The following is a 19,888-nucleotide window of genomic DNA, read 5'->3' on the forward strand; positions in this document are numbered from 1 at the left end:
GAGCGGGGTCCCCGCCACGCCATGTACAGCGCTTGACCCTATGAGCCCGGGCTTCACGGGCGTAATGCAGCAACCTTGCGCATCTCCGCAAGATCGTTGCGTTCATCGCACCTCGGCGCGTGTTCGTTGCGCGGGGCCTTTCGATGGTTGCGCACGCCCCCGCACGGCGATCCGCGGCAGGTACGCCGACGGCCCCCGTGGGCGCACCACGGGGGCCGTACGACGGTGGAACGGGTCAGCTCCAGCTGGCGTGCAGGGGCTTGCCCTCCGCATAGCCGGCCGCGCTCTGGATGCCGACGATCGCGTTCTCGGCGAACTCCTCCAGGGAGCCCGCACCCGCGTAGGTGCAGGAGGAGCGAACGCCCGCGATGATCGAGTCGATCAGGTCCTCGACGCCGGGGCGGCCCGGGTCGAGGAACATCCGCGAGGTGGAGATGCCCTCCTCGAAGAGGGCCTTGCGGGCGCGGTCGTACGCCGACCCCTCGCTCGTACGGTTGCGGACCGCGCGTGCGGACGCCATGCCGAACGACTCCTTGTACAGGCGCCCGCTGGCGTCCTGCTGGAGGTCGCCCGGGGACTCGTACGTCCCCGCGAACCAGGAACCGACCATGACGTTGGACGCGCCCGCGGCCAGTGCCATGGCCACGTCGCGCGGGTGGCGGACGCCGCCGTCGGCCCACACGTGCTTGCCGTACTTCTTCGCCTCGGCGGCGCACTCGAGGACGGCCGAGAACTGTGGCCGGCCGACGCCGGTCATCATGCGGGTGGTGCACATGGCGCCGGGGCCGACGCCGACCTTGATGATGTCCGCGCCCGCGTCGATGAGGTCCTTGACGCCCTCGGCGGCGACGATGTTGCCCGCGACGATCGGGACCTGCGGGTCGAGCGCGCGCACGGTCCTGATCGCGCTGATCATCGACTCCTGGTGGCCGTGCGCGGTGTCGATGACGAGCGTGTCGACGCCCGCGTCGAGGAGCTGCTTGGCCTTGCCCGCGACATCGCCGTTGATGCCCACGGCGGCCGCGATACGCAGCTTGCCGTCGGCGTCGGTGGCCGGGGTGTAGAGCGTGGCGCGCAGGGCGCCCTTGCGGGTGAGGATGCCGGTGAGCTTGCCCTCGGCGTCCACGGCGGGGGCGTAGCGGCGGTTGGCGCCGTCCAGCTTGTTGAACGCCTCGCGCGGCTCGATGTCGGCGTCGAGGAGCAGCAGGTCCCGGGACATGACCTCGGCCAGCTGCGTGAACCGGTCCACGCCGGTGAGGTCGGCGTCGGTGACCACGCCGATCGGGCGGCCGTCCTCGTCGACGACGACGCCCGCGTTGTGGGCGCGCTTGGGCAGCAGCGCCAGTGCGTCGGCGACGGTCTGGTGGGGGGCCAGGACGATGGGGGTGTCGAGCACCAGGTGGCGTCCCTTGACCCAGGAGACGACCTCGGTGACGACCTCGATCGGAATGTCCTGCGGGATGACCACGAGACCACCGCGGCGGGCGACGGTCTCGGCCATCCGGCGGCCCGCGATCGCGGTCATGTTGGCGACGACCAGGGGGATCGTGGTGCCCGTGCCGTCCGGGGCACTGAGGTCCACGCCCTGCCGGGAGCCGACCGCGGAGCGGCTGGGCACCATGAAGACGTCGTCGTACGTCAGGTCGTACGGAGGCTGGATGTCGTTGAGGAAACGCACGTGCTGCACATCCCAGTCGATCAGAGGTGGCCCCCGGACAGGTCAGCCAGGGGGAAGAGCACGTACTTCATTGTCCCATGGCGACCTGAATGTGATGCCCGCACAGATCATCCAGGCTGGTCAGGGGGCAGTTGGTCGGATCCTCCAAGGGCGAGGACGACCGACAGCGTGGCGTCGTGCTCCTCGTAGTGCCCGGCGGCCGATTCCAGCACCTCCTGGGCGGTCTCCCACTCGTCGGGGCGGGCCTTGGCGTAGTGCCGCCAGCCGTTCACCAGGATGACGCGGCCCGGGCTGGCGGGCCCCCAGTCGGGGTCGCCCAGGCAGTCCGCGAGGGCGTCCCAGTTCCGGCCGAACCATTCGGGCAGGTCGAGGGCGCGGACGCAGCGTTCCATGAAGGCCGCCTTGTCCGAGACTCCGGTGAGATCGAGCACGCTGACCTGCCATCCGACCGCGCGCGCCGCACGGAACACCTCCGCCAACGGGCCGTCCGTCATCTCAGCACCGCCCTGAACGACTTGTAGTGATCATCGGTGTAGTAGATCTCACCGCCCTGCCCGGTGACAATGCGACGGGCTCCCCGATCATGTGCGCCGGGCGTTTTGACCGTGTACTCGTGGTAGTAGCCGCGCTGGTGCTTGGGCAGCATGCCCTCGAAGTTCCCGAAGACGATGCCGTCCCTGGCGTACGGGAAGGGGCCACCCTTGTCGATGAGGGCGAGCGTCGTACGAGCCTCGGCGGGAAGCCCGGCCGCGTCGACGGTCCCCATCCCGTGGACCCAGGACGGTACCGCCGACCGAGCCGCCGACGGGGCTCCCGTGACCGCACCCGCCCCGGTACCGGCCGGCTCCGTCGAGGAGCAGCCCGTCAGGAGCACGCCGAAACACAGAAAAAGCCCTACGAGCGCCCGGGGCACCCACCGCACCACCACCATGCCGCCGATGCTGCCACGCGTCCCTCCACGTGGCGCGCCGATACCCCGAAGCGCCCCCTGACGGGTCACGGCCCGTCCGGATCCGCCCGGTTGAGGGCGGGGCGGGGGGTCTGGCCCGCTGTCATCAGGTAGTCCGCGGCGGACGTGTCCGTCACCAGGCTGGTGACGAGCCCGGACCGCAGCACCGCGTCGATGGCGGCGGCCTTGCGCTGTCCGCCCGCGATCGCCACGACCTCGGGGATGCGCCGCAGCCGGTCGGCCTCGACGGTGATGCACCGCTCGCCCAGGTCACGGCCGACCCGTCGTCCCTCGGCGTCGAAGAGGTGCGCGGACATCTCTGCGGCGACACCGAGAGTGGCGTAGTGGGCGCGCTCCTCCTCGGTGAGCATGTCGTGCACCGTCGAGATGCCGGGCTCCCAGGAGCCGATCGACACGCAGGCGACCGTGACCTTGTCGAAGTACTCGAAGGCGCGGGCGATCCCCGTCTGGCTGCGCAGCGCGGCCGCGGTGGCAGCGTCCGGCAGCAGCATCGGCGCGTAGATGGGGTGGGCGTCGCCGCCCGACACCTGCGCGGCGCGCCGTACCGCCTCCACCGACCCGCGCTCCGCCGTCCCGGCGTCGTACACGCCCGTCAGCTGCACCACCGTGCACGGCGGGAGCCGGTCGAGCGCCGCCGCCATGTGGATGGTGGAGCGGCCCCAGGCCAGGCCCAGCACATCGCCCTCGTTGACCAGCTCACCGAGCAGGTCGGCAGCGACTTCGCCGAGGTTCTCGGGGTCGGGCGACTCCTCGGCATCCGCCGGGGACTCGACCACGACGGCGTGGCGCAGGCCGTAGCGGGCGCGCAGCGCGTCGGAGCGCTCCGCGTCCAGCTCGGCGGGCACCCGGATCTCGATCCGCACGAGATCCCGTTCGAGAGCGGTCTCCAGGACCCGGGCCACCTTGAAGCGGCTGACGCCGAACTCCTCGGCGATCTGGATCTTGGATTTGCCCTCGAGGTAGAAGCGGCGGGCCATGGCCGCCGCCTGCACCAGCTCAGCGGGTCCCATCCGCATGGCTGACCGGCCCGCCGACATACCCGACACGGCGATCTCCTCACTGCTGTTCACACTCTGGATTCGCCGTTCATCCTCGCAGATCCGGCGTACTTGATCAGCCCAGATGGGCGGCGTTCACGTTCCCTTTGGTCAGTGGTCGCACGCCCACGCCGCATGGGCCGTCGCACCCTGGGCCTGGGTGCGCAATGCACGTACCGCCTGGGCCGGATCCGCGGCCCCGTACACGGCCGAACCGGCGACGAAGACGTCCGCGCCCGCCTCCGCGCACCGCTCGATGGTGGACGCCGACACCCCGCCGTCGACCTGAAGCCACAGCTCGAGGCCGTGCTTGCTGATCAGCTCTCGGGTACGGCGGATCTTCGGCAGCATGATGTCCAGGAACGCCTGGCCGCCGAAACCGGGCTCGACCGTCATGATCAGCAGCATGTCGAGCTCGGGAAGCAGGTCCTCGTACGGCTCGATGGGGGTCGCGGGCTTGAGCGCCATGGAGGCGCGGGCGCCCTTGGCCCGGATCTCGCGGGCGAGCCGCACCGGCGCGGCGGCCGCCTCGGCGTGGAAGGTGACGGAACCGGCTCCCGCTTCCACGTACTGGGGCGCCCACCGATCGGGGTCCGCGATCATCAGATGGCAGTCCAGCGGCGTGTCCGTCGCACGGGCCAGGGACTCTACGACCGGCACACCGAGCGTGAGATTCGGAACGAAATGGTTGTCCATGACGTCGACATGGAGCCAGTCCGCGCCCTCCACCGCCTGTGCCTCCTCGGCAAGACGGGCGAAGTCCGCGGACAGAATGCTGGGGTTGATCTGCACGGCCATGCCCCAAGCCTGCCATGCCCCGGGCCGGTTGCTCTCCTCGGTCCGGCTCCTGGACCGTACCTGAGACATACCTGCGCCGTACCCGCGCCGTGTCCGAGCGGCACCGGGGCGGCGCCGGGACCGTTGCGCGGATGTCGCGCCCCGCACGGTCGGGGTGCCGCCCGGTCGATCAGCCGCGGGCGAAGGCCAGCAGGTCGGCGTCGAAGACGTCCTTGAACGGGGCGACCATCGACAGACCGTGCGGGGCACCCGGGTACACCTTCAGCGTGGCGTCCTTGACGATTTTCGAGGACTTCTCCGCTGCGGCGACGATGGGCACGATCTGGTCGTCGTCGCCGTGCGCGATCAGCGTGGGGACGTCGAACCGCTTCAGGTCCTCGGTGAGGTCGGTCTCGGAGAACGCCTTGACGCAGTCGTACGAGCCCTTGATCCCCACCTGCAGGGACCACAGCCAGAACGCGTCCCGCGTGCCCTGGGACACCTGCGACCCGGGCCGGTTGGCACCGTAGAAGGGCGCGCTGAGGTCCTCGTAGAACTGCGAGCGGTCGGTCGCGACGCCCTTGCGGATCTCGTCGAAGACCTCCAACGGCAGCCCCTCGGGGTTCGCTTCCGTCTTGAGCATCAGCGGGGGGATCGCGCTGAGGAGGACGGCCTTGGCCACCCGTCCGGTGCCGTGGCGTCCGATGTAGCGCGTCACCTCACCGCCACCGGTGGAGTGGCCGACCAGGATGACGTCGCGCAGATCGAGCGCCTCGATCAACTGCGCCAGGTCGTCCGCGTACGTGTCCAGGTCGTTTCCGTCCCACGGCTGACCCGAGCGTCCGTGGCCGCGACGGTCGTGCGCGATCGCACGGAAGCCGTTTTCGGCCATCATGCGGACCTGAGGGTCCCAGGCGTCGGCATTCAGCGGCCAGCCATGGCTGAACACGACCGGCTGCCCCGTACCCCAGTCCTTGTAATAGATCTCCGTGTCATCCTTCGTGGAAATGAAAGGCATGGCATATTTCTTTCGATCGAGTTACCTGCGAGATCTCTGCGAGTCACATGCGATATCACTGATCGGCTGAAATGCATGACGGAAATTTCACGCTACCCGACGCGCCGCTTTTCCGCGCGGTACGCCTCCAGCAGACGGAGCCACACCTCACTCGCGGTGGGGTAGCTGGGCACGACATGCCACAGCACGGAAAGCGGCACTCTCGCGACAATGGCCGTCGTGGCGGAGTGGACGAGTTCCGCGACGCCCGAGCCGACGAACGTCGCGCCCACCACCGTGTCGGTACCACGGTCGATGACCAGTTTGGCGCGCCCGAGGTAGTCCTCGCGCATCACGTACGTGCCTGCCAGCGCGGCCATGTCGTACTCGACCGTCGCCACGTCGAGTCCCGCCGCGCGCGCCTCCCGCTCGGTCATGCCGGCCGATCCGACCTCCGGGTCGGTGAAGGTCACCTGCGGGCTGCCCCGATGTCCGTCGGCGGAGCCCTGCTCGCCGGGCTCCGCTGCGGCCGCCGGCCCTCGCGTGGCACGGGCGGCGATCACCTCACCGGCGATCCGCGCCTGGTACTTGCCCATGTGGGTCAGCAGCGCACGTCCGCAGACATCACCGACCGCGTACAGCCAGTGCCCGTCCACCGCCCGCACGGCCTGCTCGTCGTCGACCTCCAGAAAGCCGCCGTCGGCGCATCCCACCGACGACAGGCCGATGTCCTGGGTGTTCGGCGTACGGCCGGTGGCGAGCACCAGTTCGTCGGCGACGAGCGTGCTCCCGTCGTCCAGCCGGACGGTGACCTCGCCGCCGTGCGGCAGCCCGACCCCCGGGTCATGGGGATCGTCGCGCCGCACCTCGGTGATCGACCTGCCGGGAAGCAACCGCACCCCCGCGGCCGTCAACTGGTCACCCACCATGCGCCCGGCGAAGGGTTCCGACCGGGCCAGCAGGCCGGTGCGCCGGTACACGACGCTCAGCTCCTCGACGCCCAGCGCCCTCAGCCAGGTCGCCGCCTCGCACGCGACCACCCCACCGCCCAGCACGACGACCCGGCGTGGCACCTCGCGCAGATTGGTGACGTCGCGGGACGTCCACGGACGTGCCTCGATCATGCCGGGGATCGTCGGCATGGTGGTGCAGGAGCCCGTGTCGATCACCACCGCGTGTCGTGCGGTCAGCACACGGGTGCCGCCGGCCGCCGTCTCCACCGCCACCGAGCGCTCCCCGGTGAGCCGCCCGTACCCGCGCACCACGTCGATGCCGACGCCGAGCGCCCAGTCGATCTGCGAGGAGTCGTCGAGGCCGTTCACGACGGTGTCCCGGCGGGCCAGGACCGCCCGCACGTCCAGCTCGCGCCCGCTCAACAGCGAGGACACACCCGGCACATGCCGTGCGCCGCCCAGCACCTCGGCCGGACGCAACAGGGCCTTGCTGGGCATGCAGGCCCAGTACGAGCACTCGCCGCCCACCAACTCCGCCTCGACCAGCACCGCGTCCAGACCGGAGAACTGCGTAGCGTACTGTGCCGCGTTCTCCCCGGCCGCGGCGCCGCCCAGGACGATGACGTCCCATTCGGAACGATCGGGATCCACACGCGCTGCCATCATTCACGCCCTCAGATACGAGAATGGTGAACTCGGAGGATTCGGCGATGGCTCTCGTATTGCGCTCGGACGAGGGTCATCACTCGTCGTCCTACTCCGCTTCTGCCTTTTCTCCGAATACGAGAAAGGGTACGCCTTCGGGCTGTTCTTGGCGCTGGGAGAGGTCACGCCGTCCGGCGGATCAGCGCCAGATACATGGCGTCCGTACCGTGCAGATGTGGCCACAGCTGTACGTCGGGGCCGTCGCCCAGCGCCGGTACGCCAGGCAGCAGCGGGCGGGCGTCGAGGAGTTCGGCGGAGCCTGTCTCGTAGTGCTTGAGGACGTCGTCCACGACCGCGCGGGTCTCGGCGAGGTGCGGCGAGCAGGTCGCGTACCCGACGACGCCACCGACCCGCACGGAGTCCAGCGCCGTGCGCAACAGCCCGCGCTGGAGGGGCGCGAAGCCGTCCAGGTCCTCGGGACGGCGCCGCCAGCGGGCCTCGGGACGGCGACGCAGGGCACCAAGGCCCGTGCAGGGCACGTCCATGAGCACCCGGTCGAAGGTGCCGGGCAGCCACGGCGGACGAGTGCCGTCGGCGGCGATGACCTGGTAGGGGCCGGGATTGCCCGCGAGCGCCTTCGCCACCAGGCCCGCCCGGTGCGGCTGCTTCTCCGAGGCGAGCAGCGCGGCGCCGCGCTCGGCGGCCAGTCCGGCGAGCATGGCGGCCTTGCCGCCGGGGCCCGCGCAGCCGTCCAGCCACGCCTTGTCCCGGCCGTCGAGCGGCGCGTTCGCGAGAGCGAGCGCCACCAGCTGGCTGCCCTCGTCCTGGACGCCCGCACGTCCCTCCCGTACGGCGTCGATGGCACCGGGCTCGCCGCCCTCGCTGAGCCGCACGGCGTACGGCGACCAGCGCCCCGGCAGCGCGGACTCCTCCCCGAGGACGCCGAGGAGTTCGTCGGCGGTGGAGCGCCCGGGCCGGGCCACGAGCGTCACCTCGGGCCGCTCGTTGTCGGCCTCGAGCAGGTCCTCGATCCCGGCACGGCCGCCGCCCAGCGAGTCCCACAGCGCCGAGACGACCCAGCGCGGGTGCGAGTGCACGACGGCGAGGTGGTCCTCGGGGTCCTCGTCGTAGGGCGGCGCGACCTGCTCCAGCCAGGCGTCGAGATCCTGCCGGGCGACCTTGCGCAGCACGGCGTTCACGAACTTGGCCCGCCCGTCGCCGAGTACGACGCGGGCGAGTTCGACGGAGGCGGACACGGCGGCGTGCGTCGGGATGCGCGTCCCGAGCAGCTGGTGCACGCCGAGGCTGAGCACATCGAGCACGGGCGGGTCGACTTCTCGCAGCGGCCGGTCCACACAGGCCGCGATGACCGCGTCGTACGTCCCCTGCCGGCGCAGCGTCCCGTACACCAGCTCGGTGGCCAGCGCCGCGTCCCGCCCGTCGAACTTTTCCGGTCCCTCCTTCTCGCGCGCCTTGCGCAGCAGCGGCGGCAGGACGAGGTTCGCGTACGCGTCGCGCTCGTCCACGGCCCGCAGCGCCTCGAAGGCGAGCATGCGGACCGGGTCCTTCTGGGGGCGGCGATAGGGCTTGCCGGGCTTGCGCGGCCCACGGGACTGCTCACTCACGAAAAAGGTGCTCCGGATCCTGGATGGTTCGACCCCTCCAGCCTACTTCCGGACGGACGTCGCCGGCCTGACGGCCCGCGTGTGCCCGGCTGTCCAGGCCGAGCGCCGTGCCCGGTGCCCGTGCGCCGAGCGCCGTGCCCGGTGCCCGTGCCCGTGTCCGGAATCAGCCCCTCCCCGCCGTCCGTGACGAAAGACCGTCGACTCGTGCTGCCCGTAACCGAGTGCCACACGCGCGTGCGCCCGTCCGGCGTGCTTGAGGACGTCGGCGAGGGCCTCCTGGACGACGCGGCAGGCGCGCCGCTGGACACCCGGCGCGAGCGGGCGCGGCGTGCCCTCGACGGCCGGCTCGCCCGGGACGGGACGGTGCGTCAAGCTCCCGCGCTACCAGGGGAGTTGTGCGACGGAGGAGGTGCGGGCCGTCACCGTACGACCGTGTGTCAGGCCCCGAGCCGCTCCCCGGAGGCGATGCGCACCCCGCGCGCCCAGTCGGCCGCGCGCATCGGCTTCTTGCCCTGCGCCTGGACCCAGAGCAGTTCCACGGCGTACGAGCCGGTCCCGGCGTACACGTTGTTCTTGCCGACGGACAGTTCGCCCGGGGCGAGGTCGGTGCGCTCGGGCACGGGCGTGGCGTGGATGAGCTTGAGCCGCTCGCCGCGGAAGGCGGTCCAGGCGCCGGGCGCGGGCGTGCACCCGCGCACCATCCGGTCGACGCGCAGCGCCGGTGCGGACCAGTCGACATGGGCGTTCTCGACGGTGATCTTCGGTGCCAGGGTGATGCCGTCGGCAGGCTGCGGGACGGCCTTCAGGGTGCCGTCCTCGATGCCGTCCATGGTCGCGACGAGCAGGCCGGCCCCGGCGAAGGCGAGCCGGGTGAGCAGGTCCCCGCTGGTGTCGGTGCGCCGGACCTCCTCGGTGACGGTCCCGTACACCGGCCCCGAATCGAGCCCCTCCTCGATGAGGAAGGTGGAGGCCCCGGTGATCTCGTCCCCCGCCATGATCGCGTGCTGCACGGGGGCGGCGCCGCGCCAGGCGGGCAGCAGGGAGAAGTGCAGATTGACCCACCCGTGCGCGGGCACGTCGAGGGCGACCCGCGGCAGCAGCGCCCCGTACGCCACCACGGGACAGGCGTCGGGTCCGATCTCCCTCAGCCGGGCCAGAAAGTCCTCGTCCCGCGGCTTGACCGGCTTCAGCACCTCGATGCCGGCCTCCTCCGCCCGTTCGGCGACCGGACTCGCGACAAGCCGCCGTCCCCGGCCGGCGGGCGCGTCGGGCCGCGTGACCACGGCGGCCACCTCGTGCCGCCCGGAGGCGATCAAGGCGTCCAGTGCGGGAACGGCGACCTCGGGGGTACCTGCGAAGACGAGCTTCATGGGTGGCGGCTGGCCTCTCGGGCGGGAACGCTTCAGGGCCCTGCACACCCGCCGGTCCGGACGGGGTACGGGGCAGCGCACCAGTCTATGCGGCGCGACGGCTCGGCGGCTCGGGGGTTTGACGGGCAACACCTCGAACACGCGAACATGTGAACACACGAACAGGCACCGAAGACCGAGGCGAGACAACGGCGCTCCGGGGGCGTACGCCCCCGGACGCGCCCTGTGCATATGCCCCTACGCCCCCGCAGCGTGACCACTCACCCGCAAACGCGTTGGTCAAGAGAGAGTTGACCACAACGGGCCGCGATCGCGGCCCGATCCTTTTCAACGCCGGTTCGAGAGGCTTGTTCATGGCCGACCACGCAACCCACGACGCCCAGGCTCGGGCCAGCCTGCACTTGCTGGTGCGGGACATCGAGCGGGTCCGCCGGCAGGTGGACGCACTGCGCACGCTCACCGCCCAACTGGGCAACGTCTACCGCCCGCGCCGCTCCGGCCCCTCCGCGGGCTTCGTCGTCTACGGACGCGCCCCCGCCCCGACCGTCCGTCTCGCCCAGGAGCTGCGGGACAGCGTCGAGACCCTGGTCACGGCCGCCGTGGACTTCGACCGTTCGCTCGGCTTCTCCTGGGACGCGGTGGGCTCCGCCCTAGGGGTCACCAAGCAGGCGGTGCACCGCCGTTACGGCGCCCGCCGCGCCGCCGCGCAGGCCGCCGCCGAGGCCGAGCGCTCCACGGACACCTCGGGCACCCGCACGGTCGCCGTCAACACGGGCATCCCCACGGTGCCGACGGTCCCCGCCGCCCGCTCCATGCCGACCCAGCCGACCGCGGGCAGCCCCACCCTCCGCGACGAGGTCAGGCCCACGGCGTTCCCGGGCCCCCGCAACGGCTGACCCCACCTCTCGCCTGCCTCCCGGTACCGTCGAAGCCGGGAGGCGGCCCAGGTCGGGGCGGCTCGGACGGGGGCGGACCGACGCTCGTCACCCGATGTCCGGCGGATCGATCCGAATCCGTACGGGCTCACTCCCGCCCCGTGCCATCCGCGCCGCCTGGGCGGCCTTCAGCGCGGCCGCCAGCGCCGCCCCGCTGCCCGGCGGCACCCGGACGAGCGCCCGCTCCCACTGCTCCCCCGGCGGCGGCGCCCCCACCCGCCGCGGCCCTCCGGCCTGCGTGACGGGCAGCGGCACCGGTCCCAACACCTCCGCATCGCCCGGAAGCTCGACCACGGCGAGAAACCCGGCGAGCGCCTCCGCCGTACCGGACACGGCCGCCATCCGGGACACCGGTGGAAACCCCAGCTCGGCCCGCTCGGCGAGCTCCCGCACCGCGTGTCCGACGGGATCCCACCGTACGAGCGCCTGCACGGGCCGAAGGGTCGGCTCCGCGACGACCACGACCGTGCCCCCGGCTCCCTGCCCGCGGACCAGCGCCGCCGCGCCGATCCACCGTCGCAGCGCGTCCTCGTCGGCCCGCAGATCGGGCCGTGACAGCATCGTCCAGCCGTCGAGCAGCAACGCGGCCGCGTACCCGCCCTCGGCGACGGGCTCGGCCCCCGGCGTGCTCACGACGAGCGCGGGCGCACCCGGGACCGTGTCGAGCACCTGCTCGCGCCCCGACGTCCGCACGGGCACGGCCGGAAACGCCCGCCCCAGCTCCTCCGCGGTCCGCCGCGCGCCGACGACCTGGGCCCGCAGCCGGAACCCACCGCACTCCGGACAGTGCCAGGCCGCCTCGTCCCGCCCGCACCACGTGCACAGCAGCGCCCCGGCGTCCCGCGCCTCCAGCGGTCCCGCGCAGTGCCGGCAGCGCGCCGGAGCCCGGCACTGCGCACAGGCCATCCGCGGTACGTACCCACGCCGGGGCACCTGCACCAGTACGGGCCCGTGCCGCAGCCCGTCCCTCACCACCTGCCAGGCGAGGGTCGGCAACCGGGCGGCCCGTGCCGCCTCGTCCCGCGCGAGATCCCCGTCCCCCACGGTCCGCACGAGCGGCGCGCTCGCCCGCACCTGCTCCCGCTCGGCGACCAGCGGCAGCGCCCACCCGCTCTCGACCAGCTGCGCGGCCTCGACCGTGCAGCCCCAACTCCCCAACAAGAAAGCGCACTTGTCATGGGCGGCCCGCAGCAGCAGCACTTCCCGGGCATGCGGCTGCGGCGCGTGCTGCTCGCTGTGGCTGTCGTCGCCGTCGTCCCAGATGACGACGAGTCCCAGATCCCTTACGGGCGCGAACATGGCGGCCCGGGTCCCCACGACGGCCCGTACGGACCCACGCCGCACGGCCAGCCACTCCCGGTAGCGCTTCTCGGGCCCGGCCTCGGCCGTGAGCACCGCGTGCTGCCCCTCCCCCAGCACGGAGGACAGCGCGGCATCCACCCGTGTGACAGCCCGGCCGTCCGGCACGACGACGAGCGCGCCCCGCCCCGAGGCGAGCGTCGCGCCCACGGCTCTGGCGATCTCCTCGGCCCAGCCCGGCCCCGGCAACGCGTTCCACACGGCTCGCGGTGCCCCGCCCGCGGCGAGCGACTCGAGAAAGGCCGCCCCCCGCCCGTACCGCGTCCAGGAACCGGTCTCGGGCATGCCGGGCGGAGGAAGCGGCGCGGGCGAGGGCTTCTGCTCGGCCCGCGCGTTGCGCGGCGGGACCGCGAGCTGCAGCACGTCCGCGAGGCTCCCCGCGTACCGGTCGGCGACGGCGCGCGCGAGTCCCAGCAGCTCGGGCCCGAGCACGGGCTCGGGCGACACGACCTGCGCGAGCGCGGCGAGCGGCCCGGAGTAGTCGGACTCGGCGAGGCGCTCGACGAGGAACCCGTCGATCAGCCCCCCGCCCTCACGACGGCCCTCCCGCACACGATGCCGCCCGGCCCCGAACCGCACCCGAACCCGCACGCCCGGCTGCGCCTCGGCGTCCAGCTCCTCGGGCACGGCGTAGTCGAAATACCGGTCAAGGTGCAGCACACCCTTGTCGACGAGAACCCGTGCGACAGGCAGCTCCTCGGCGAGCTTCGCCCCCCGCCATGTCCGCGGCTTCGCCTTGGGCGCCCTGGCCTGCCGGACCCCTTCCCGAATCAACGCAAGCTGCTCGGGCGGCGCACCCTCCGCGCCACCCTCACCCCACCCGTTCGCGCTGCTCACAGCACCATTCCTACCAGACCCCACTGACACCGCCGCGCGCCCGAGATCAGGCCGGCCACGGATCGCGAACGCCCCGAGGGCGCTTCTGCCATGGACCACTCGGCCATACCGGTCCAAGGACCGGCAGCAGGATTCGAACCTGCGAGGGGATCACACCCCGGAAGTACCCGTGACCATCGCACCGGACGCCACGACGTCAGTTCTCCCGAGTTCCATGCGGCAGCGGACCATGATCCAGAATCACCGCGCGCCCTGGGCGCACTCCACCGAAGTAACCGCGGCCATCGCACCGGGAGAACCCGACCCTACGAACCCCGCCCGCACCCGCACCACCGATTTTCCCACCCGGCAGCACCGGCCCCTCCCGGGTTGTCCGCGGGGGAAGCGGTGAGGCCCGGTGCCCCCGAAGGGGTACCGGGCCTCACCGTGCAAGCGTTTCTTACAGACCGACGGCCTTGCGCAGGGCCTCCACGCGGTCCGTTCGCTCCCACGTGAAGTCGGGCAGCTCGCGGCCGAAGTGGCCGTAGGCAGCCGTCTGGGAGTAGATCGGCCGCAGCAGGTCGAGGTCGCGGATGATGGCCGCCGGGCGGAGGTCGAAGACCTCGGCGATGGCGGTCTCGATCTTCTCGGCGTCGACCTTGGCGGTGCCGAAGGTCTCGACGAAGAGGCCGACGGGCTCGGCCTTGCCGATGGCGTAGGCGACCTGGACCTCGCAGCGGGAGGCGAGGCCCGCGGCGACGACGTTCTTGGCGACCCAGCGCATGGCGTAGGCGGCGGAGCGGTCGACCTTGGACGGGTCCTTGCCGGAGAAGGCGCCGCCGCCGTGGCGGGCCATGCCGCCGTAGGTGTCGATGATGATCTTGCGGCCGGTGAGGCCGGCGTCGCCCATCGGGCCGCCGATCTCGAAGCGGCCGGTCGGGTTCACCAGGAGGCGGTAGCCCTCGGTCTCCAGTTTGATGCCGTCGTCGAGGAGGGCCTTGAGCTCCGGCTCGACCACGAACTCGCGGATGTCGGGGGCGAGGAGGGAGTCGAGGTCGATGTCCGACGCGTGCTGCGAGGAGACGACGACCGTGTCCAGGCGGACCGCCTTGTCGCCGTCGTACTCGATGGTGACCTGGGTCTTGCCGTCGGGACGGAGGTAGGGGATCGTCCCGTTCTTGCGGACCTCGGAGAGGCGGCGCGACAGGCGGTGCGCGAGGTGGATCGGGAGCGGCATCAGCTCCGGGGTCTCGTCCGTCGCGTACCCGAACATCAGGCCCTGGTCGCCCGCGCCCTGCTTGTCGAGCTCGTCCTCGTCGCCCTCGACCCGGTTCTCGTACGCCGTGTCGACACCCTGCGCGATGTCGGGCGACTGCGAGCCGATCGACACCGAGACACCACAGGAAGCTCCGTCGAAGCCCTTCTTCGACGAGTCGTAACCGATCTCCAGGATCTTGTCGCGGACCAGCTGGGCGATCGGCGCGTACGCCTTGGTCGTGACCTCGCCGGCCACGTGCACCAGGCCGGTCGTGATCAGCGTCTCCACGGCGACCCGGGACGTCGGGTCCTCACGCAGAAGCGCATCGAGAATGGTGTCGCTGATCTGATCAGCGATCTTGTCGGGGTGACCCTCGGTCACGGACTCCGAGGTGAACAGGCGACGGGACACAACGCTCCCTGTGGTTGCAGCGGCTGCTGGCTGATCATTGGTGGACGGGACGAGAGCTGCGCTCGGCGTCGTCCGAGAACAGTTTATCGGTCGCACTCGCCCACAGGCCCCCCTGTCTCGCTTCTCGGAAGCGCTGTGACCTGCGGCACGGGCATTCTGCGCCATGACGATCGCTCTCCACCAGGGTCGCCACGGGCGATTTCACGCTGATGGACGCGGCGGCTGGGGTTAATGAGACATTCACACCAGGCGGCGTCCCACCAGGTCCCACACCATCTCGGCCAGAGCCTCCTTGGGTCCGTACGGCACCGGGGTCTCACTGCCGTCGGCCCCCAGCACCACGGCCTCGTTCTCCTCGGCGCCGAAGGTCTTGCGCTCCCCCACCTCGTTCACGACGAGAAGATCGCACCCCTTGCGCGCCAGCTTCGTACGACCGTTGGCGAGGACGTCGTCCGTCTCGGCGGCGAAACCGACGACCACCTGGCCGGGGCGGGGACGGTCCGCCGAGATCTCCGCGAGGATGTCCGGATTGCGGACCAGAACGATCGGCTCCGGTTCCTGGTCGTCCTTCTTCTTGATTTTTCCGGCCGCGTACGAGACCGGGCGGAAGTCCGCCACCGCCGCCGCCATCACCACGGCGTCGGCGTCCGAGGCCGCCTTGAGGACCGCCTCGCGCAGCTGCACGGCCGTCCCGACCTGCACCACGTCCACGCCCGCCGGGTCCGGCAGTCCGGTGTTCGCGGCGATCAGCGTCACCCGGGCGCCCCGCGCGGCCGCCGTGCGCGCCAGGGCGTACCCCTGCTTGCCGGAGGAGCGGTTGCCGAGGAAGCGGACCGGGTCGAGGGGCTCTCGGGTACCGCCGGCGCTGACGACGACGTGGCGGCCGGCGAGATCGGGCTCGGTCACGCCGCGTGCGAGCACCCGGCGGCAGACCTCGAAGATCTCCGCGGGGTCGGGCAGCCTCCCCTTGCCGGTGTCGACACCGGTCAGGCGCCCCACCGCGGGCTCGATGACGACGGCGCCGCGGCGGCGCAGCGTCGCCACGTTCTCCTGGGTGGCCGGGTGCTCCCACATCTCGGTGTGCATGGCGGGCGCGAAGACGACCGGGCAGCGGGCGGTGAGCAGGGTGTTGGTGAGGAGGTCGTCGGCCAGGCCGTGGGCGGCCTTGGCGAGCATGTCGGCCGTCGCGGGAGCCACCACCACCAGGTCCGCGTGCTGTCCGATGCGGACGTGCGGGACCTCGTGGACGTCCGACCAGACCTCGGTGGAGACGGGGTGACCGGAGAGCGCGGACCAGGTGGCGGCGCCGACGAAGTGCAGCGCGGAGTCGGTGGGGACGACATGGACGTCGTGGCCCGACTCCGTCAGCCTGCGCAACAGCTCACAGGCCTTGTACGCGGCGATGCCACCGCTGACCCCCAGCACGACCTTGGGCTTGTCCACCGTCTCTCCCCGAGCTCGGAAACGTACGACTCCATGACACACCACAGGCCCGGCGGTCGCGCCGCCGGGCCTGGGATGAGCGATTGAACGACTACTGCGCGGGGCCCTCTACGGCCTCGGACGTCAGCAGACCCGCGTTGATCTCGCGCAGGGCGATCGACAGCGGCTTCTCGTGGACGTGGGTGTCGACGAGCGGACCGACGTACTCGAGGAGGCCCTCGCCGAGCTGCGAGTAGTACGCGTTGATCTGACGGGCGCGCTTGGCCGCGTAGATCACGAGGCTGTACTTCGAGTCGGTGGCCTCGAGGAGCTCGTCGATCGGAGGGTTGATGATGCCCTCGGGAGCGGTGATGGAAGAGGACACGCTCTGCCTTCCGAAAGGTGGAAAATGACCTGAAAGATCAAACAACTTCCATCAAGGCTAGCAGCTCACGCGCCACGTCCTCGACGGAGGTGTTGACCAGGGTGACATCGAACTCCGGCTCGGCCGCCAGTTCGATCTTGGCCGCCTCCAGGCGGCGCTCGATCACCTCGGGCGGTTCGGTGCCCCGTCCGGTCAGCCTGCGCACCAGCTCGTCCCAGGAGGGCGGAGCCAGGAACACGAGCAGGGCCTCCGGCATGGACTCGCGGACCTGCCGTGCGCCCTGGAGGTCGATCTCCAGGAGAACGGGCACACCCGATTCCAGGTGCTCCAGGACGGCGGCACGCGGCGTCCCGTAGCGGTTGCCGGCGAATTCGGCCCACTCCAGCAGCTCGCCGTTGGCGATCAGCTTGTCCATCTCGTCGTCGGAGACGAAGAAGTAGTGGACTCCGTGCTTCTCACCGGGGCGCGGCTTGCGGGTCGTCGCCGACACCGAGAGCCAGACCTCGGGGTGTTCCTTGCGCATATGGGCGACGACCGTGCTCTTGCCGACCCCAGAGGGGCCGGAGAGCACGGTCAGCCGCGGACGTTCACTCATGCAGCGATTATTCCAGCAATCCCGGTGTGCCCAGGACTCAGGCGCCGGAACCGCCGAACTCACGCTCCAGAGAAGCGATCTGGTTCGAGCCGAGGCCGCGTACGCGGCGGCTCTCGGAGATACCGAGTCGCTCCATGATCTGCTTGGCGCGGACCTTGCCCACGCCCGGCAGGGACTCCAGGAGAGCGGAGACCTTCATCTTGCCGATGACGTCGTTCTCCTGACCCTGCTTGATGACCTCGTGAAGCGAGGCGCCGGAGTGCTTGAGTCGATTCTTGACCTCGGCCCGCTCCCGGCGAGCCGCGGCGGCCTTTTCGAGCGCGGCTGCGCGCTGTTCAGGGGTAAGGGGCGGAAGAGCCACGCCTACGTCACCTCGGATGTCGAACTGTCGGATACGGACCGGTGAGGAACCTAGTCGCCCCACACCTGGGGAGCTACGAGCAACACGCTTGCCCGTTCTCCCCCCACTGCCTTGAAGAGCGTGAGGGGTGCCCCCACTCGACGGAGACTAGCGGGCAAGTGCGCCAGAGTCAGCGAGAACAGCGGAAAAGTCCTGGTCAGCCTCCCTGGAGCCGGACATTTAAGACATACTGCCCTGGATTTGAGGATGTATTCAGACTCGCGGCGCTCCGGAGGCACTCATCGGAGGACTCCCGAACGGCTGTCGGAGGACTCAGGCGGCCGCCACGGCGGCCCTGATCTCCTCCGCGAAGCGCTCCGCGGACGCACGCAGCGCGATCACGTCGGGACCGTGACGAAGAACACCCCGGCTCACGTTCGGCACGACATTGCGCACCGCCGCCCCGAAAACGCCTGCCAGATCGGCAGCCGTGGCTCCCTGGGCGCCGATGCCGGGCGCCAGGAGCGGTCCGTTGATGTCCAGGTCGTAGGAGGAGAGATCGCCCAGCGTGGCGCCGACGACCGCGCCGAAGGACCCCAGGGGGTTCTCTCCCGCGTTCTCGGCGGCGAGGTGGGCCAGCATGGTCGCTCCGACGTTGCGACCGTCCCCGCGGACCGCGTGCTGCACCTCGCCGCCCTCCGGGTTGGAGGTGAGCGCGAGGACGAAGAGCCCGGCGCCGCTCTCGCGCGCCAGCTCCACCGCGGGCTTCAGCGAGCCGTAGCCCAGGTACGGCGACACGGTCAGCGCGTCCGAGAAGAGCGGCGCGTCCTTGCGCAGGAAGGCCTCCGCGTACGCGGCCATGGTCGAGCCGATGTCGCCGCGCTTGGCGTCCATCACGACCAGTGCCCCGGCCGCCCGCGCCTCCTCGACCGACTTCTCCAGGACGGCGATGCCGCGCGACCCGAACCGCTCGAAGAACGCGCTCTGCGGCTTGAGGACCGCGACCCGCTCGGCCAGCGCCTCGACGACGGTGCGGCTGAACCGCTCCAGGCCCGCGATGTCGTCGTTCAGGCCCCAGTCGGTGAGCAGGGAGGCGTGCGGGTCGATGCCGACGCACAGCGGGCCGCGCTCGTCCATGGCACGGCGAAGACGTGCGCCAAAGGGTTCCAGGCTCATGCGGACTTCCTCACGTCGGCGCCGACCGCGTCGGCGAGGGTGGCGTACGGGCTGGTACGGAGGCGGGCGGCGAGCCCCTTGTGGATCGCCCGGCCCCAGAAGGGGCCCTCGTAGATGAACGCGCTGTACCCCTGGATCAGCGTGGCGCCGGCCAGGATGCGCTGCCAGGCGTCCTCGGCGTTCTCGATGCCACCGACGCCCACCAGGGTGATCCGGTCGCCCACGCGCGTGTAGAGACGGCGCAGCACCTCCAGGGAGCGTGCCTTCAGCGGCGCGCCCGAGAGTCCGCCGGTCTCCTCGACGAGCGAGGGTTCGGACTTCAAACCGAGTCCGTCGCGCGCGATGGTGGTGTTCGTGGCGATGATGCCGTCCAGGCCGAGCTCGACGGCGAGGTCGGCGACCGCGTCCACGTCCTCGTCGGCGAGGTCGGGCGCGATCTTGACGAGCAGCGGCACACGCCGGTCGGTGACCGCGCGGTCGGCGGCCTCGCGGACGGCGCTCAGCAGCGGCCGCAGTGCCTCGGTGGCCTGCAGGTTGCGCAGGCCGGGCGTGTTCGGCGAGCTCACGTTCACCACGAGGTAGTCCGCGTGCCGGGCGAGCCGCTCGGTCGACTTCACGTAGTCGCCGACGGCCTCCTCCTCGGGGACGACCTTGGTCTTGCCGATGTTGACGCCCACGACGGTCCTGAAGACGGGCGTACGGGCCCTCAGGCGCTCGCTGACGGCCGCGGAGCCCTCGTTGTTGAACCCCATGCGGTTGATGAGCGCCCGGTCCGGCACAAGGCGGAACAGCCGCTTCTTGGGGTTGCCCGGCTGCGGCTCCCCCGTGACCGTGCCGATCTCGATGTGGTCGAAGCCGAGCATCGACATCCCGTCGATCGCGACGGCGTTCTTGTCGAAGCCCGCCGCGAGCCCGAAGGGACCGTGCATCCGCAGACCGAACGCCTCGGTCCGCAGCTCCTTGTGGCGGGGCGCGAGCGCCGCGGCGATGAACGTACGCAGCACGGGGATACGGGCGGCGAGCCGGATCCAGCGGAAGGCGAGGTGGTGGGCCTGCTCGGGGTCCATCCGCTTGAAGACCAGCCGGAAGAAAAGCTTGTACATGTCTCAGTGTCCTCTTGAAGCTCTCGGTGTCCTCGT

At 71.2% G+C, this 19,888-nt stretch carries 18 protein-coding genes; 1 reads left to right on the top strand and 17 read right to left on the bottom strand.

The features are described 5' to 3' along the window. Positions 1-235 precede the first annotated feature (235 nt). The 9 genes from ABZ656_RS27555 to fmt all read right to left on the bottom strand — a co-directional run bounded on the left by ABZ656_RS27555 (position 236) and on the right by fmt (position 10,052). Positions 236-1,678, bottom strand: coding sequence for a GuaB1 family IMP dehydrogenase-related protein (locus tag ABZ656_RS27555; RefSeq protein WP_180362766.1), 1,443 nt, complete (start codon positions 1,676-1,678; stop codon positions 236-238). Positions 1,679-1,785: 107 nt separating this feature from the next. Continuing rightward, on the bottom strand, positions 1,786-2,172 hold the full coding sequence (locus tag ABZ656_RS27560) for a barstar family protein (RefSeq protein WP_101406278.1): 387 nt from the start codon (positions 2,170-2,172) through the stop codon (positions 1,786-1,788). Next, a complete protein-coding gene (locus ABZ656_RS27565; RefSeq protein WP_360271155.1) occupies positions 2,169-2,606 on the bottom strand; it encodes a ribonuclease domain-containing protein in 438 nt (145 codons plus the stop codon). Before ABZ656_RS27565 ends, ABZ656_RS27560 begins: the two co-directional genes overlap by 4 nt. A gap of 68 nt (positions 2,607-2,674) precedes the next feature. Beyond that, positions 2,675-3,718, bottom strand: coding sequence for a sugar-binding domain-containing protein (locus tag ABZ656_RS27570; protein ID WP_101406277.1), 1,044 nt, complete (start codon positions 3,716-3,718; stop codon positions 2,675-2,677). Between the two features lie 78 nt (positions 3,719-3,796). Further along, on the bottom strand, positions 3,797-4,483 hold the full coding sequence (rpe, locus tag ABZ656_RS27575; protein WP_101406276.1) for a ribulose-phosphate 3-epimerase: 687 nt from the start codon (positions 4,481-4,483) through the stop codon (positions 3,797-3,799). A gap of 169 nt (positions 4,484-4,652) precedes the next feature. Further along, complete coding sequence (locus ABZ656_RS27580) at positions 4,653-5,480, bottom strand: alpha/beta hydrolase (RefSeq protein WP_101406275.1); 828 nt, start codon at positions 5,478-5,480, stop codon at positions 4,653-4,655. A gap of 92 nt (positions 5,481-5,572) precedes the next feature. Further along, positions 5,573-7,063 carry an NAD(P)/FAD-dependent oxidoreductase gene (locus tag ABZ656_RS27585; RefSeq protein WP_360271145.1) on the bottom strand — a complete coding sequence of 497 codons (1,491 nt, stop codon included), beginning with the start codon at positions 7,061-7,063 and terminating at the stop codon, positions 5,573-5,575. A 176-nt stretch (positions 7,064-7,239) separates the two neighbouring features. Next, on the bottom strand, positions 7,240-8,682 hold the full coding sequence (locus tag ABZ656_RS27590; protein ID WP_101406274.1) for a transcription antitermination factor NusB: 1,443 nt from the start codon (positions 8,680-8,682) through the stop codon (positions 7,240-7,242). 437 nt (positions 8,683-9,119) lie between these two features. Further along, positions 9,120-10,052 carry a methionyl-tRNA formyltransferase gene (gene fmt, locus ABZ656_RS27595; RefSeq protein WP_101406273.1) on the bottom strand — a complete coding sequence of 311 codons (933 nt, stop codon included), beginning with the start codon at positions 10,050-10,052 and terminating at the stop codon, positions 9,120-9,122. Between the two features lie 353 nt (positions 10,053-10,405). On the opposite strand from fmt, the gene ABZ656_RS27600 reads away from it, so the two are divergent. Further along, the gene (locus ABZ656_RS27600) at positions 10,406-10,948 is read left to right on the top strand and encodes a hypothetical protein (protein ID WP_101406272.1); all 543 of its coding nucleotides are present in this window, start codon (positions 10,406-10,408) and stop codon (positions 10,946-10,948) included. Between the two features lie 87 nt (positions 10,949-11,035). Here ABZ656_RS27600 and ABZ656_RS27605 read toward each other — a convergent pair whose 3' ends face one another. From ABZ656_RS27605 to ABZ656_RS27640, 8 genes are all read right to left on the bottom strand, one after another. Further along, positions 11,036-13,183 carry a primosomal protein N' gene (locus ABZ656_RS27605; protein ID WP_360271148.1) on the bottom strand — a complete coding sequence of 716 codons (2,148 nt, stop codon included), beginning with the start codon at positions 13,181-13,183 and terminating at the stop codon, positions 11,036-11,038. A gap of 439 nt (positions 13,184-13,622) precedes the next feature. After that, positions 13,623-14,831, bottom strand: a complete 1,209-nt coding sequence (gene metK / locus ABZ656_RS27610) for a methionine adenosyltransferase (protein WP_054233985.1) — start codon at positions 14,829-14,831, stop codon at positions 13,623-13,625. Positions 14,832-15,071: 240 nt separating this feature from the next. Further along, positions 15,072-16,274, bottom strand: coding sequence for a bifunctional phosphopantothenoylcysteine decarboxylase/phosphopantothenate--cysteine ligase CoaBC (gene coaBC, locus ABZ656_RS27615; RefSeq protein WP_101406270.1), 1,203 nt, complete (start codon positions 16,272-16,274; stop codon positions 15,072-15,074). 91 nt (positions 16,275-16,365) lie between these two features. Next, positions 16,366-16,638, bottom strand: coding sequence for a DNA-directed RNA polymerase subunit omega (gene rpoZ, locus ABZ656_RS27620; protein ID WP_003982715.1), 273 nt, complete (start codon positions 16,636-16,638; stop codon positions 16,366-16,368). Positions 16,639-16,675: 37 nt separating this feature from the next. Then, the gene (gene gmk / locus ABZ656_RS27625; protein WP_101406269.1) at positions 16,676-17,233 is read right to left on the bottom strand and encodes a guanylate kinase; all 558 of its coding nucleotides are present in this window, start codon (positions 17,231-17,233) and stop codon (positions 16,676-16,678) included. Positions 17,234-17,270: 37 nt separating this feature from the next. After that, the gene (locus tag ABZ656_RS27630; RefSeq protein WP_016638838.1) at positions 17,271-17,594 is read right to left on the bottom strand and encodes an integration host factor; all 324 of its coding nucleotides are present in this window, start codon (positions 17,592-17,594) and stop codon (positions 17,271-17,273) included. Positions 17,595-17,906: 312 nt separating this feature from the next. Beyond that, positions 17,907-18,749, bottom strand: a complete 843-nt coding sequence (pyrF, locus tag ABZ656_RS27635) for an orotidine-5'-phosphate decarboxylase (protein WP_180362589.1) — start codon at positions 18,747-18,749, stop codon at positions 17,907-17,909. Beyond that, positions 18,746-19,852 (bottom strand): quinone-dependent dihydroorotate dehydrogenase, encoded by a 1,107-nt coding sequence (locus tag ABZ656_RS27640; protein ID WP_360271150.1) that lies wholly within the window; start codon positions 19,850-19,852, stop codon positions 18,746-18,748. Before ABZ656_RS27640 ends, pyrF begins: the two co-directional genes overlap by 4 nt. Positions 19,853-19,888 lie beyond the last annotated feature (36 nt).

It is taken from the genome of Streptomyces sp. NPDC007095 (assembly GCF_040634475.1).
Taxonomy (GTDB): domain Bacteria; phylum Actinomycetota; class Actinomycetes; order Streptomycetales; family Streptomycetaceae; genus Streptomyces.